The following is a 14,904-nucleotide window of genomic DNA, read 5'->3' as shown; positions in this document are numbered from 1 at the left end:
CCCGGGGCTGGCGCGGCCTCAACTCCGGCCTGGGGCCGGTGGTGGGCAGTGCCCCGGACCCGCGCCCCGTGCGTCGGCCCCCGGCCCGGGCCGCACATGCCCGGTCCGGGCTTCCGCGCTGCGCGGGTGGGGTGGTGGCGTGCTGGCGGTTGGGGGGTGCCCGGTCCGGGGTGCGTCCCGGGTGGTTGGCGCCCGGGGGCGCCTCCGAGTCCGCTCAGGCACGCGGGTGTTCCGGTGCGGAGTCTGCGGGGGCCGGGGTGTCCCCGGGGTCGGGGAGGGGCGGGGTGGGGGAAAGCCCGGTGCGCCACCGCCTACGTCCAGCCTCGGTGGGCGGCTCGGGCGCCGGCTTGGAAGCGGCCTCGGGCGCCCAGGCGTCGTTGGAGGCCGCTGATGCGGCGGCGCAGGGTGCGCAGGCTGATGCCCAGGTGGCGGGCTATGGCCGCGTCCTTCATGCCCACCGCCAGCAGGCCCACCAGGTTGCGGTCCGCCTCGGTGAGGTCTTCGTGGCTCTCTTCCCGTACGCCGCTCAGGGGCGTGGCCTGCTGCCAGAGGGTTTCGAAGAGGGTCCGCAGGGCGTCCGTGAGGGCGGAGTGGCGGACGATGACGGCGCAGTAAGCCGGGCCCGCGTCCGTGCTGGTCAGCGGCAGCATCGCGCAGCGGCCGTCGACGACCAGGAGCTTCATGGGGACGGCGGGGAGCACCCGGGCCTGTTCGCCGAGGGCGACCATGCCTTCGGCGTAGGCGAGGAGTTGAGGGGTCTCCAGGGAGGAGACGGAGTAGATGGTGCGGTAGGAGACACCGCGGCGCAGCACCTCGCTCTGGAGGTCGAGTTGCGGGGTGAGCGGGGCGAGGTAGGGCGGGGAGTCGAAGAGACAGATGTCGTGTTCGGCCCGGGCGTAGAGCTCTTCCAGCCGTGCCGCGTTGGCGCTCTCGCCGTGCACCACTTCGATCAGGCCGGACGGTTCGGCCCGCAGCGCTCCGGCCGCGTAGACCTTGGCCAGGTCGTCGGCGGTGGCGGCGAGGAGTTCGGATTCGGATTCGCGTTTGCGGATGAGGGCCCGTACGGCGACGCGGGGGTCGACGGGGCGCAGTCCGCCCGTGGAGTCGGGGGCCTGGAGGAGGCCGAGGCGCAGGAGCCGGGCGCAGCCGCGGCGGATGCGGGAGGGGGAGGTGCGGAGCAGTTCCGACCAGCCGGTGACGCCCGCGTCGGGCTGGTGGAGGATCGCGTGGTACAGCGTCTCGTCGAAGTCGGAGACCCCCGCCGCGGCCCAGGGGCTCGGGGGCGCGGCAGGGGTCTCGTCGGATGCGGATGCTGCTCTGCTGTCCACTTCTGGCGGCTCCAGCGTGTCGATGCAACGATTCAAACAACGGCACGCTAGACGGTGTTTGTTACCGCCGAAGGAAGGATTTCAGCCTACTTCAGGCCATATGCACGAATGACCGTTTGATCGATTCGGTTGCCCTCGGCGTCGGTGGCCTGGACCCGCAGGCCGGTGAAGCCGTTGGTGGCGCCGAGTCGGGGGTGGTCGACGGTGGCGCGGTACGCGGCGCCGGTGCGGGTGAGTTTCACCGCCTTCCAGGTGGCGCCGTCGTCGTAGGTCACCCACGCCGTGAGCGAGCGCACCTTCGCGGCCGCCGCGCCCTCCTGCCGGCGTGGGGTGACGCCGAAGGTGAAGCGGTGTCCGGCCTTGGCGCGGCCCAGCAGGTCCACGCCGAGGTCGTAGTCGAGGGAGAGCAGGGGGAGGGCGGTGGCCTCGGCGGTGTGGGCGGAGGTGAAGTCCCACTGGGTGGTGGTCCGGGTGGAGTACGCCGACCAGGCGGCGGTGCGCCGCGCGTCGATGGTCAGCCGGTAGTCGGCCTTGCCGGCCGGTACGGCGAAGGTGCCCGAGCCGTACTGCGCCTCGCCGACCAGCGTGCCGTCCGCGTACAGGCTGGTCTTCACCGCGTCCACGCCGTCCTTGGCCGCGCCCGCGGAGCCGTAGTGGCCGGGGCCCGAGTCGGAGAACTCGGGGATGGCGAGGGTGAGTTGGTCGCCCTCGCGCTGCGAGGTGCCGAACTCGGCGGCGGTGGTGGGCCGGAGGACGGGAGAGAGCCAGTCCACGGTCTCCTTCGTCCCGGGCGCGTAGGTCCGCAGCGGCGACCACTGCCGTCCGCCGCCGTCGTAGTCCTGCATGGCGGTGCGCCAGACGCGGGTGTCGGGGTCGGCGGTGTAGTACTCGGTGCGCTGGGTGCCGAGCGGCATCTCGGCCTTCTGCTCCACCGAGAAGAGCTGGTAGGGACGGTAGGTGTGGGTGGCCTCGGCGCCGAGCTGGTCCTTCCCGGGGGCGTGGTAGCGGGCGGTGACCTTGTGGGTGGTGCGGCTGTTGAGCGGGTAGGTGAGGTTCTCGCCGATGGCGTCCCGTTCGGGCAGCACCACGTCGTACAGGTACGGGCTGTTGGCCGTGCCGCCCAGTTCGAGGGTCACCCCCTTGGACTGGCCGTTCAGCAGGTTGAGCAGCTTGTCGCCCTGCTCGCCGGGTACGGACATGACGGGGATGGTCGCGCTGTCGACCGCGGTGATCCACAGGCCGAGCGTGGTCTTGCGGTAGACGAGGACGTAGGCGGCGCCCGCCTTGGTGGCGTTGGCGACCGCTTCGTCGGGCCAGCCGTCGGGCGCCAGGCCCACCAGCACGGCCTTGCCCTTCACGTCCAGGCCCTCGAAGTCCTCGGCCGTACCGGCCCCGGCGGACACCAGCCGCACCTTCCGCTTACCGTCGATCTTGACGGGCCAGCCGGTGTACGTGCTCGCGTACTCCGGGTTCAGCGTGACCCGTTCGGGGCTGGTGACGCTCGCGGTCAGCTTCGTCTTCTCCAGCCGCCAGCGGCTGTAGAACTCGAAGAGGCCCTCGGTGACCTTCTCGGTCGGCGCCGCGTAGATGTGCTTCTTCCACTTGCCCATGGAGTAGGTCAGGCCGAAGGAGCTGCCGCCCTCCAGCTCCCGGTGCCAGGAGGTCGTCACGCCCTGGGATTCCGCGTCCTTCTCCTTGGTCTGTGGCTTGATCTCGACGGCCTTGCGGGCGTCGAGGGTGAGGGAGGTGTCACCCGTCAGCTCGATCTGCGGATCGCCCACGACGCTCGTCGCGACCTCGTGCTTGCCGCTGTCGTAGACCGGGATCCAGGTGGCGAGGGAGTACGTGCCGGGCGGCAGCTGGAAGGTGTCGGAGCCGCGCACGAAGCCGAACTGGTTCTGGCTCGTGTCACTGAGCTTCTGGAGGGTGTAGAGCCCCCCGGGCGACTGCTTGCCCTCGCGGTCCAGCAGTGTGACGTTGAGGTCGTAGAGCTTCTCGGCCTTCTCGTAGGCGACGGCCGTGGTCACCTTGACCGTGCCGCCCGCGCCGTCGTCGCCGGTGGCGGTGATGTATCCGGCGTGGCGGCCCGCTGCCGCCTTGGCCGGGTCGACGGTGACCAGGGCCTTCACTTCGCCGTTCGCGGGCACGGTCACGGTGTCGGCGCCGAGGGTGAGGGAGTCGTCGCCGACCGAGGACGCCAGCTTCAGCGTCACCGGCTTGTCGGTGGCGTTGGTGTACCTGATGGTTTTGGGGTCGGCCTGGTCGGCGTCGTACGCGTACTGGCCGTAGTTGAGGACCGGGGTCCCGAAGACGTTCTGGGTGGCCGCGCGGGGTACGTCGACGCGGCCGTCGCCCTGGGTGAACGGGCCGTCCGACGCCCTGGTCCTGGCGGTGCTGGCCAGGGCGTCCTTGATCTGCCGGCCGGTCCAGTCGGGGTGGACCTCGGCGACGATCGCCGCCGCGCCCGCGACGTGCGGCGTGGCCATGGAAGTGCCGCTCGACGTGGTGTACAGGTCGTTGACGGGGGTGCCCATGGTCGTACCGGCCGCGCGGGCCGCCGTGATGTTCACGCCGGGCGCGGTGATGTCGGGCTTGATCGCGTAGTCCCCGGTGCGCGGTCCACGGCTGGAGAAGGTCGCCCACTTGTCGGACTTGTCGACGGCACCGACGGTGAGGGCGGAGTCGGCGATGCCGGGGGTCTCCACCGTCCCCTCGTACGGGCCGGAGTTGCCCGCCGCGACCACGAACAGCGCCCCGGAGGACGCCGACAGCTGGTCGACCGCCTCGCTCAGCGGGTCCGAGGGGCCGGACGCCGGGCCGCCGAGCGACATGGAGACGACCTTGGCGTCGGAGGCGGCGGCCCACTCCATGCCCTCGATGATCCACGACGAGTAGCCCTCGCCCGCGTCGTTCATCACCTTGCCGACCAGCAGCTTCGCGCCCGGTGCGACGCCCTTGTACTTTCCGTCGGACCCGGAGCCGCCGCCCGCGATGGTGTCGGCCACATGGGTGCCGTGGCCGTGGCCGTCCTTGACGGTCTGGTCCGGGACGAAGCTCTTGGAGTCGGCGACGGCGTCCTTGACGTCCGGATGGGTGGCGTCGATGCCGGTGTCCAGCACGGCGACCTTGACGCCCTTGCCGTCGTGTCCGGCCTTCCACATCTCCGGGGCGCCGATCTGCGGGACGCTGACGTCGAGGGACGCCTTGACCTTGCGGTCCAGCCAGAGCTTCCGTAACCCCTTGTCGCGGCTGACGTCGGCCCAGAAGTCCGCCGCGTCGGCCTTCCTGGCGCTGAGCGCCGCACCGTCCACGCTGCTGAGCGCGAGCGTCTTGCGCGCGCCCTCGGGGGTCGGGTGCGCGCCGTCGGCGCGGTAGGTGGCGATGACCGGGATCGAGCCGGTCTTCCGGTCGTCGTAGCCCTGCTTCACCAGCTGGGTGATGTTGAACAGGCCCGCGTCGACCCGGCCCTTGGACATCAGCCGGAGCGCGTCCACGGGGACGACGCTGATTTCCTTGCCCAGCTCGGTGGTCACGAACTCCGCGGACTCGCGGCCCGGCGCCCGCTGCACCTCCACGGCGTACTTTCCGTCGGGGCCGGTGGTGACGGTGACCGTGTCACCGGTGATCAGGGTGACCGTGTGCTCTTGCGTACGAACCGGTGGGGCCTTCGCGGCGGACCGGGACGGCTGGGCGCCGACCGCCGGGGCGGCCATGGCGGCGGCCACCACACCGGCGGCACCCACCACAGCCACGAGGCGACGCACTCTTCGCATCGGCTGGCTTCCTCCCTCATCGCATCCGACTCTCCTGTCGGAAGGTGCGATCAGAGTGGTCGCCGGGGGTGTGCGGGCTCAAGGGAATCCTGTGGCCGCGCGGTGCCAACGCCTTGATTGGCCACCGGAGTTACATGGGTGAGCCGGGTGCCGTCACGGGTGGCGGCGCTTGAGCATGTCGGCGCATTTCTCGCCGATCATCATGGTGGTGATGCACGGGTTGACAGCCACCAGGTGCGGCATCACCGAGCCGTCGGCCACCCGCAGCCCCGTCACGCCCTTGACCCGCAGCTGCGGGTCGAGCGGGGCGGCCCGGTCGTCGGGGGCGCCCATCTTCACCGTGCAGGACGGGTGGTAGACGGTGTTGTGGGTGTCGCGGATGTACGCGAACAGCTCGTCGTCGGTGTCCACGTCGGGGCCCGGGGCGAGTTCGGCGCCCGCCCAGAGGGCCAGGGCGGGGCGGGCGGCGATGTTGCGGGCCAGCCGCAGGCCGTGGACCATCACGCGGACGTCGTGGTCGTGGGTGAAGTAGCGGGGGTCGACCTTCGGCTTGTCGCGGAAGTCGCGGGAGCGCAGCCGTACGGTGCCGGTGGAGCGGGCGCGGGTGACGTTCGGGGTGAGGCAGAAGGCGTTCTCGGACGTCGGATAGCCGTGGCGGTAGGTGTTCATGTCGAACGGCACCGACCCGTAGTGGAACATCAGGTCGGGCCGGTCGAGATCGGGCTCGGTGGCGGCGAAGATGCCGATCTCCCACCACTGGGTGGAGCTGCGGACCATGGGCTGTTCGGCGTTCCACATGATGACGCCCTCGGGGTGGTCCTGGAGGTTCTCGCCGACGCCGGGGGAGTCCACGATCACCTCCACCCCCACCTCGCGCAGCTGGTTCGCGGGCCCGATGCCCGACAGCATCAGCAGCTTCGGGGTGTCGATGGCGCCGCAGGAGACGACCACCTCGCGCCGGGCGTGCACGGTGTGGGTGTGGATGAGGTCGGGGGCGAGGTAGTCGACGCCGATGCAGCGCCGGTCCGCGTCCAGCAGCAGCCGCTTGGCCTGGAGTCCGGTGCGTACGGTCAGATTGGGGCGCCCGGACATCACCGGGTGGAGGTAGGCGACGGAGGCGGAGCAGCGGGTGCCGTCCTCGCGCGCGTTGATCTGGAACCAGTGGGCGCCGCGCACCACCGTCTCGCCGGTGTTGAACGGGGTGAGGGGGATGCCCGCCTCCTCGCACGCGGCCAGCAGCGCCCGGCCGCACGGGTCGTGGGGCGGTACGGTGCGCAGGGTGACCGGGCCGCCGCGGCCGTGGTGGTCCCCGGGTGCGTCGTTGTTCTCCAGCCGCCGGAACAGCGGGTACGTCTCCTCGGCGCTCCACCCCGTACAGCCGGTCGCGGCCCACTCGTCCAGGTCCTCGGCGGGCGCCCAGAAGGCGATGCAGGAGTTGTGGGAGGAGCAGCCGCCCAGCACCTTGGCGCGGGCGTGCCGCAGGAAGCCGTTGCCCTTCTTCTGCGGCTCGACGGGGTAGTCCCAGTCGTAGCCGGACTCCAGCAGCGCCATCCACCGGTCCAGCCGCAGGACGTTGTCGTCGCCGACGTCCGAGGGACCCGCCTCCAGGAGGCACACCGACACCGACGGGTCCTCGCTCAGCCGGGCCGCGACGACCGACCCGGCCGTGCCGCCCCCGACCACCACGTAGTCGAATTCGTCCACGGGCCTGTCCTCCCTCACGGGGTCTCACGGGGTGGTGGCGGCGGCGTGCTCGGCGAGGACGCCGGTGTGTCTGCGCTGCACGAACCAGTAGTAGGCGAAGCCACCGAGGGCGACGACGCCGATGAACAGGACCGCGCCCCAGCGCAGGTACCAGTGCTGCGGACCGGTGGCGCTGTAGACCTCGGCGCGCGGCCAGGCGAGGTTGACGGACATCGCGAGGCCCCACAGCACGGCCAGCACATTGACCGGCACGCCGAAGCGGCCCAGCGAGAACCGGCCCTCGGCGGGGCGCCACTCACCCCTCAGCCGCCGCACCAGCATGGGCAGGGTGACCAGCAGATACGCCAGGTAGATCATGATGATCGCGATGCTGGTGACCACCGAGAAGATCTGCGGCTGGTCGATGTTGATGACCAGGATCGCGACGGCCACCACACCGATGAGGATCGCCGGGAGCACCGGCGTCTGGAAGCGCGGATGGACATGGGCGAGCCGGGAGCCGCCGGGCAGGTTGTTGTCCCGCGCCATGGCGAACATCAGCCGGATGCCGGCGGTGTGCACGGCCAGCGCGCACACGGTGATGGCGACCACCACGCACCACAGCATGATCTCGCCCACGGTGGTTCCCAGGGTGGTCAGCACCACGTACTGAAGGCCGTCCTCCGCCAGCGCCTTCGCGTGCAGGTTCTCCACCGCCATCAGGGCGAACAGCAGGATGAACCCGCCGATGAGGAACGAGGCGACGAGCGCCCGCAGGATGGCGCGCGGCGCGTTGCGCCCCGGATCCACGGACTCCTCGCCGAGCGACGACGCCGTGTCGAAGCCGTACATGACGTACGCGGAAGCCAGCGAGGCGGTCAGGAACGCGCCGAAGTAGCCCAGTGACTCGCCCTCGCTGCGGCCGAAGGTGTCCAGCACGACGGACGGGCCGCGGGAGAAGTGCGCGGCCAGCAGCAGGATCAGCACGATCGCGGCGACCAGCTCGATGGCCACCCCGGCGGAGTTGATACGGGCCATCAGCTTCACCCCGAAGCCGTTCACCAGGGTCGTGAACAGGACCAGGATCGAGCCGAGCACGACCGCGTTGGCCGCCCGCTCGGTGCCGCTGCTGCCGTCGCCGACGAGCTGGAACCACGAGGAGATCTGCGGCAGCGTGATCTGGTACGCGAGCGCCACCGCCGCCAGTGACACCATCGAGGCGGTCATCATCATCCAGCCGCCCAGCCAGCCGACGTGCGGACCGCCCAGCAGCTTGGACCAGTTGTAGACCGACCCCGCCACCGGATAGCGCCCCGCCAGCTCGCAGAAGCACAGCGCCACCATCAGCTGGCCGAGGAACACCATCGGCCAGGACCACCAGTACGCCGGGCCGCCGTGTGTCACGCCGAAGTAGAAGAGCTGGAAGGTGCCGGTGAGGATGGAGATGTAGCTGATCCCGGCGGCGAAGGTGTGGAAGTTGCCGAGCGTGCGCTTGAGTTCCGGCCGGTAGCCGAGTTCGGTGAGCGAGTCGTCGTCGTGTGCGGTGCCCGCCCGGGGGCCGGGGCGGGGTGGTTCGGTGGGATCGGCCGCCGTCACGTGAACCACCGCTGGGGGCGGGGCGCGGTGTTGCGCCAGATGTGCTTGGCCTCCTGGTACTCGTGCAGCCCCGCGGGGCCCAGCTCACGGCCGATGCCCGACTGCTTCATCCCTCCCCACTCGGCCTGCGGGACGTACGGGTGGAAGTCGTTGATCCAGACCGTTCCGGCGCGCAGCCGCGACGCCACCCGGTGCGCCTTCTCCGCGTCCTGCGTCCACACCGCGCCCGCCAGCCCGTACACCGTGTCGTTGGCGAGCGCCAGCGCCTCCTCCTCGTCCCGGAACCGCTCCACCGTGAGCACCGGGCCGAACGACTCCTCCTGCACCACCGTCATGTCCGGCGTGCAGTCGTCCAGCACCGTCGGCAGGTAGTAGTGGCCGCCGGCGAGCGACGGTTCGTCGGGCGGCGCGCCGCCGCAGCGCAGCACCGCGCCCTCGTCGATGCCCGCCGCCACGTAACTGGCCACCTTGTCGCGGTGCGCGGCCGAGATCAGCGGGCCGGTGCGGGCGTTCTCGTCGAACGGGCCGCCGAGCCGGATCGCCCGGGCGCGGGCCACCACCTCGTCCACGAACGCGTCGTGCAGCTGCTCCTGGACGAGCAGCCGCGCACCCGCCGAGCACACCTGCCCGGAGTGCAGGAACACGGCCGTCAGCGCGTAGTCGACGGCGGTGTCGAAATCGGAGTCGGTGAAGACGATGTTGGGGTTCTTGCCGCCCAGCTCCAGGGCGATCTTCTTGACCGTGGGCGCGGCCGCCGCCATGATCCACCGTCCGGTCACCACCCCGCCGGTGAAGGACACCATGTCCACGCGCTCGTCCGTGACCAGCGGCGCGCCCGTCGTGGACCCGGCCCCCAGGACGAGATTGGCCGCGCCCGGCGGCACCCCCGCCTCGGCGAGCAGTCGCAGCAGCCCGATCGCGGTGTGCGGGGTCAGCTCGCTGGGCTTGAGGACGAACGTGTTCCCGGCGGCCAGCGCGGGCGCCACCTTCCAGGCCGTCTGGAGCAGCGGATAGTTCCACGGTGTGATCAGGGCACACACCCCGGCCGGCTCGTGCACCACCCGGCTGTCGATCTCCGGGCTGCCCGTGTCCAGCACCCGGTCCGCGCCACCGGTGGCGACCAGATGGCCGAAGTAGCGGAAGCACCCCGCGATGTCGTCGAGGTCGTACTCGCTCTCCACCAGCCGCTTCCCGGTGTCCAGGGACTCGGCGCGGGCCAGATCCGCCTTGTCGCGCTCCAGCAGGTCCGCCACGCGCAGGAGCAGCCGCCCGCGCTCGGCGGCCGGAGTGCCCGGCCACGGCCCGCGGTCGAACGCGTCCCGGGCCGCCGCGACGGCCATGGCCGCGTCCTTCGGCCCGGCCTCGTCCACCGCGGCCACCAGGGATCCGTCCGCCGGGCAGCGGATCTCGCGCGTGTGTCCGTCGAGGGCGGCGGTCCACTGTCCGCCGATGAACAGCTCCGGCATGTCTACCCCCTCGCTTCGGGGCTGTACGGCCGGTCGGGCGGGCTTGCGCGAGCGCCGGACGCACCCGGGCCGACGCACGGCCGACCCACACCATGAGCGTAAGTGCCACCGGGCGCCCCCGCACGGCGTACGGACCCCCGGTTGACCGCGGGCAGCGGCTCTGCCAGCATCATTCGCCTTATGGCCGGCTGGATACAGTTCGGCGGCACCCTGGTCAAGATGGCCGTGGGCCCGTCGGCGAAGAAGCGCTACCCCACCCCGCTGACCTCCCACCAGCGGTGGATGGTCTCGCTCGCGGCGATCCTCGCCGAGCGCACCCCGGGGCACTCGCATACCCTGCTGTACCCGCTCAAGCGCATCGACGCGTCGACCTCCCGGGGACGGCTCTCGGAGAGCTGGGGCATCACCACCGCGGAGGACCTGCACGGCGTCCTGCACCGGCTGGCGACCACGGGACACCGGACGCAGATGGCCGCGGCCATCGGGCACCCGCCGCTGGCCTGGGACATCGCCCGCTACGCGGACATCACCCGCTACGGCCTCGCCTCCGGGTACATCGACGAGCCCACCGCGTGGCGGCTGCTGCGCGAGGTCGTGGCGCCGGTCGCGCGCACGTACGGCTCGTGGAAGGAGTACGCGGACGACTTCATGACCGGCCGACTGGCCTGGATGCGCGCCCTCAGCGGCACCGAGGACGAGGACTGGGCGGTGTCGCAGGAGGAGACGGCGCGGGCGGTGCAGCGGCTGGTGGACCCGATGAACCAGGACAGCCCCTGGCAGCGGACCCCCTGGGAGACCATCTACCAGCCGGACGTCTGACCCGTCGCGTCTCCGGCCACCGGGCCGGGGAGAATCCTCCGCATGGTGTACGACCCCGACGCGCCCCGCGCCCTCGCCGACGAACTGATCGCCGCCCTCGACCCCCTGCCGTATCCGCGGCGCATGCGGGAGTTGGCCGCGCGGGTGCGGGCGGCCAGCGCCCAGGGCCAACTGGCCGGACTCGTCGGGGAGTTGACGGGGCGAGGGGCGTACGAGGGGCGGCTGGCCGCCGCCGCGGCCGCGATCGGCGGGCGGACCGGCCACCTGGAGACGCTGCTCACCGACCCCGACCCCCTGGTGCGGTGTCACGCCCTGAGAGGGGCCGGGGCCGGGGCGCGGGTCCGGGACGAGGCGCTGGAGGCGGCGTTCGAGGACGCGCCCGCCGCCGTACGGCGCCAGCTGATCCGGGCCGTCGTCGCCCAGCGCCGCACCGCCCTCGCCGACCGGCTGGTCGACCCGCTGCGGGAGCGCTGGGGCGACGCCGAGGCGGCCCGGCTGCTGCCCGGTTGCGGGGCGGACACCGTCGTACGGCTGCTGCCCGCGCTGTTCCATGCGGTCGGCAGCTGGCGGCCCCTCACCACCCGCCACCCCGCCGCCGTCCTCGACGAGGCCGAACGGCAGCTGACCGCGCTGCCCGTGGCGCTGCGAGCCTCCTGGTGGCTGCGGTACGCGCCCGGCGTGGCGCTCGCCGCCCGCGCCGAACCCCACCGCGTCCTGGACCTGCTGGAGCGGCGGTGCCACAGCCCGCTGCCCGCACCGCTCCGGCACCGGCTGGGCACGCTGGTGGCCGCCGACCCCGGCCGTACGGTCGATCTGCTGCTCACGCCCGAGCACGCGCAACTGCTGCGCGGCCGGGGGCTGGAACGGGCCGTGCTGCGCCGCCTCGTGAGGGCCGACCCGCCCGAACTCGACGCCCTGGGCCGGGCCCTGGCCCACGACGCCGAGGCCCTGGCGCGGCTGCTCGCCGCCCTGCCGCCCGCCCGCCGCGCCGCCTTCTTCGACGCCGCCACCGCCGAACACGACGCCTCCCACGCCGTCCTGGCACCCGCCGTCCTCGACGCCCTGCCGCGCCCGCGCCGCCAGACCGAGGCGCGCCGCATGGCCACACAGGCCCGCGAGCGCGGCGCACACTGGACCACGGTGCTCGAAGCGGTCGCGTACCTGCCGGTCGAGGAGGCGCGGGAGGAACTGCTGACGGCCACCCGCCGCCCCGCCGCGGACGACCGCGCCACCGCCTACCCGCTGCTGATCCGCAACGCCGCCCGCTCCGGCGACCCGGCCGCCGTCACCGCGCTGCTGGGGCAGTTGGAGCGGTTGCGCAACGAGCAGGACCCGGTGCGCCACGCCGCCCTCGACGCGCTCGCCGCGACCCCGCCCGCCCTGTTCACCGACGACGCCGCCGAACCCCTGGACCGGGTCGCCACCGACGCCATCCAGGCCCGTGACTCCTCCACCGCCACCCGGCAGGCGCTGCGCCGCCTCGCCGTCGCCCTGCTGCGCGAACACGCCGTCACCGGGCGGCGCGAACTGCTCGGCTGGGCGCTGCGCACCGTCACCCGGCTCGCGGGCAGCGTCGGCGCCGCCGACCTCGGCCGCCTCGACCACCAGCTGCGGCGCGGCCAGGAACACACCGTCTTCGAGGCGCTGCGCCCCTGGCTGGAGGCGGGCGCCGAACGCGTCGACCACGAGCTGACCTTCGCCCTCGCCCGCTCCCTCGGACGGCGCGCCCACACCATGCCCGAGCTTCAGGAACTGCTGTGGCAGGCCATCGCGTTCGGCCGCGGCGAAACCGCCCGCACCGCGATCGCCCAGTGGCTGGAGCCGCCCCGCGAACGGGACGACCGGGTGGCCGAACTCCTCGCCCAGGAGCCCTCGGCCGCCGTCCTGCCCCCGGTCCTGGCCGTGCTGACCCGGCGCCGCACCGATCTGCTCGACCTCGTGCTCGGCGACACCCCGCCCTACGGCCGCTTCCTCACCCACGGCACCCACTGGACGCCGCCCACCGGCCGCGACACCGCCCGCTGGCTGCCCCGCCAACAGACCGCCGCCGCCCGCCTGCTGGCCAGGGCCGCCGCCGACACCACCCTGCCGCAGCCCGAACGCGCCTCCGCGATCGCCCGCGCCGCGCCGCTCGACGAGGGCACGCCGCTGGTCAGGACGTGGGCCGCCGCCGAGGACGTGGTGCTCGCCGAGGCCGCGCTCGCCGCCCTGCCCCACACCCGCCGCCCCGGGGACGCCCTGCCGCTGCTGCTCGCCCACGCGGGCGGCGACCGCGCACGGGTGGCGGTGTACGCGGCGGCCAGGGCCGCCCGGTACGTCGCACCGTCCCGGCTGGACCGGCTGATCCGCGGCGTGCTCGCGCCCGACGGCGTCGCCACCGCCGTACCGTCCGTCCCGGCCAAGGTCACCAGCCGCAAGGAGGCCGCCCGGATCGCCGCCACCCACCTCCCCGCCCCCGACGCGGCCACCCTCCTCGCCGACGCCCAGGGGCTCCCCGGCCAGCACCCCGACGTGCAGGCCGTCTGCGTCCGCTTCGCGGCCCGGCTGCTCGGCACCAAACGCGCCTGGGAACTGCTGACCGCGGCCGCCGGCGGGCGCCGCGAACTGCGCCACGCCGTCCTGCACGCCCGGCCGCTCGACCTCCCCGAACTCCACCGCGAGCGCTACGCCCAGCTCATCCGCGTCGTCTGCGACACCGAGGACCCCGAGGTGGCCGCCTCCGGCCACGCGGCGCTCGCCCGCTGGTCGCCCTGGGCGCCGGACGCGGCCGCGCTGCTGGTCGCGGCCGTCACCGACCTCGGCAACCGGGCCAGTTGGCGGTCCGCCGCCGACGCCCTGCTCGCCCTCATGGCCGCCGCGCCCGACGGCACATCCGAGGACAACCCGCTCGCCTGGGCGCTGGCCGCCCTCGTCACCGCCGACGCCCGCACCGGCATGCCCGATGCCGAACCGGACCGTGACCGGCCCGCCCGGCAGCGCATCCGCCACCTGGCCACGCGGCTCGCCCGGCACGGGCGGACGCGGCCGCGGGAGATGCGGCGCCACGCGCTGGGCGCCGCCGAACTCCTCGCCGGGTACGAGACGTTCGTCCCCGAAGCCGCCCAGGTCCTCGTCCACGCCCTCGACCTGGACGCCCGGCCGAGCGCGCTCACCGCCGCGCTCGCCCGCCTCGCCCGGCTGCACACCTCCCGCCCCGCGCTCGCCGCCCGCACCGCCGACGTCCTGCGGGACCGGCTCGACGCGGCGTCCCGGCCGGGCGGGCGGGAGGGGCTGCTGCGCGCCGCGTGGCAGCTGGAGGAGGACGGCGGACACGCCGCCGGGCTCTTCGCCGCGGTGCTCACCGGCGTCGGCGGCCCCCGTACGGAATGGGCGGAGCCCTGGCGGGAGCGGGTGCGGGGCTTGCGGCGGCATCCGCACCCGGATGTGCGGGACGCGGCGCTGCGGCTGACGACGGCGGAGGAGTAGGGCCCTCCGCCACGAGACGGCAGCTCCTCAGCTGCCCTCGCGCCAGGCCCCCTCGCCGTAGTCGTACCCGTACGCGGGGCGGCCCTTGATGCCGCTGGTGCGGAACGGCGCGCCGTTGTCGTCGATCCGCACCGTGCCGGAGCGGTCCCCGCTCGTCCAGTCCAGCTCCAGGTACCAGCGACAGTCGCAGCCCGCCGTACGGGCGTTGATCAGCAGCACCTCCGGGTCCGACGCCGAGACGCGGTACGGGAAGCGGACGGCGGGGATCGGCTTGCCCTCGTCGTTGCCGTCGGCGGGGCGGGCCTGCGGGCGGGCGGCGTCCAGGTCGACGGAGAAGGCGCGCGGGGTGAGGGAGCCGCCGCAGCCGTTCTCCATGGCGAACGACGACCAGGCGAGCGGCGTACGGCGCCCCACGACCCGTACGTGCAGGGCCCGCAGCACGACCGCGGACTCCGCCCGCCCCTGAACGGTCGCCTCGACGTTGGTGGTCCCGCCGTGCACCGCGGCATGGGCGGCGGCCCAGGCCGGGGCGTCCCGCTCGGTGGGCGGCGGCGCGACGTCGGCGGGCGGCCGGTCGATGAGGTAGCGGTGGTCGCAGCCGTTCTCCCAGACGTGGGAGCGGGTGCTGAGGGTGAGGGGCAGGCGGGTCGAACCGTTCCGGGGCGGGCGGGACGCGCCGGGCGTGGCCGCCGTGTCGCCGTCGCGCCGTCCCGGCTTCCCGCTGTGCGGCGCGCCCGACCGCGGCCCGTCGCCGCTCTCCTCGCGGTCCAGATG

Annotated in this window: 8 protein-coding genes; 2 read left to right on the top strand and 6 right to left on the bottom strand. The window is 73.4% G+C overall.

Annotated features, from left to right (window positions below; translation table 11 throughout):
• Nucleotides 1-311: 311 nt before the first annotated feature.
• From EEJ42_RS42640 to EEJ42_RS42620, 5 genes are all read right to left on the bottom strand, one after another.
• Nucleotides 312-1,328 carry a helix-turn-helix transcriptional regulator gene (locus EEJ42_RS42640; protein WP_246097724.1) on the bottom strand — a complete coding sequence of 339 codons (1,017 nt, stop codon included), beginning with the start codon at nt 1,326-1,328 and terminating at the stop codon, nt 312-314.
• An 86-nt stretch (nt 1,329-1,414) separates the two neighbouring features.
• Nucleotides 1,415-5,101 (bottom strand): S8 family serine peptidase, encoded by a 3,687-nt coding sequence (locus tag EEJ42_RS42635; RefSeq protein WP_184503535.1) that lies wholly within the window; start codon nt 5,099-5,101, stop codon nt 1,415-1,417.
• 153 nt (nt 5,102-5,254) lie between these two features.
• The gene (locus EEJ42_RS42630; protein WP_123107509.1) at nt 5,255-6,805 is read right to left on the bottom strand and encodes a GMC family oxidoreductase; all 1,551 of its coding nucleotides are present in this window, start codon (nt 6,803-6,805) and stop codon (nt 5,255-5,257) included.
• A 24-nt stretch (nt 6,806-6,829) separates the two neighbouring features.
• On the bottom strand, nt 6,830-8,380 hold the full coding sequence (locus EEJ42_RS42625; protein WP_123107508.1) for an APC family permease: 1,551 nt from the start codon (nt 8,378-8,380) through the stop codon (nt 6,830-6,832).
• Nucleotides 8,377-9,846: an aldehyde dehydrogenase family protein gene (locus EEJ42_RS42620; protein WP_123107507.1), complete on the bottom strand. Its 1,470-nt coding sequence runs from the start codon at nt 9,844-9,846 to the stop codon at nt 8,377-8,379. The genes EEJ42_RS42625 and EEJ42_RS42620 overlap by 4 nt, the downstream gene beginning before the upstream one ends.
• Nucleotides 9,847-10,026: 180 nt before the next feature.
• Between EEJ42_RS42620 and EEJ42_RS42615 the strand changes: the two genes are divergently transcribed.
• Together EEJ42_RS42615 and EEJ42_RS42610 are read left to right on the top strand one after the other, a co-directional pair.
• On the top strand, nt 10,027-10,665 hold the full coding sequence (locus EEJ42_RS42615) for a DUF1266 domain-containing protein (protein WP_123107506.1): 639 nt from the start codon (nt 10,027-10,029) through the stop codon (nt 10,663-10,665).
• Nucleotides 10,666-10,707: 42 nt separating this feature from the next.
• Complete coding sequence (locus tag EEJ42_RS42610) at nt 10,708-14,130, top strand: hypothetical protein (RefSeq protein WP_123107505.1); 3,423 nt, start codon at nt 10,708-10,710, stop codon at nt 14,128-14,130.
• Nucleotides 14,131-14,157: 27 nt separating this feature from the next.
• Here the strand turns inward: EEJ42_RS42610 and EEJ42_RS42605 are convergent.
• On the bottom strand, nt 14,158-14,904 hold a 747-nt coding region (locus EEJ42_RS42605), incomplete at its 5' end, for a hypothetical protein (protein ID WP_123107504.1).

Origin of the sequence: Streptomyces botrytidirepellens (assembly GCF_003721215.1) — a bacterium.
Taxonomy (GTDB): Bacteria; Actinomycetota; Actinomycetes; order Streptomycetales; family Streptomycetaceae; genus Streptomyces; species Streptomyces himastatinicus.
Note: the sequence above shows the minus strand (reverse complement) of the source record. Positions and strands in the feature narration are given on the sequence as shown.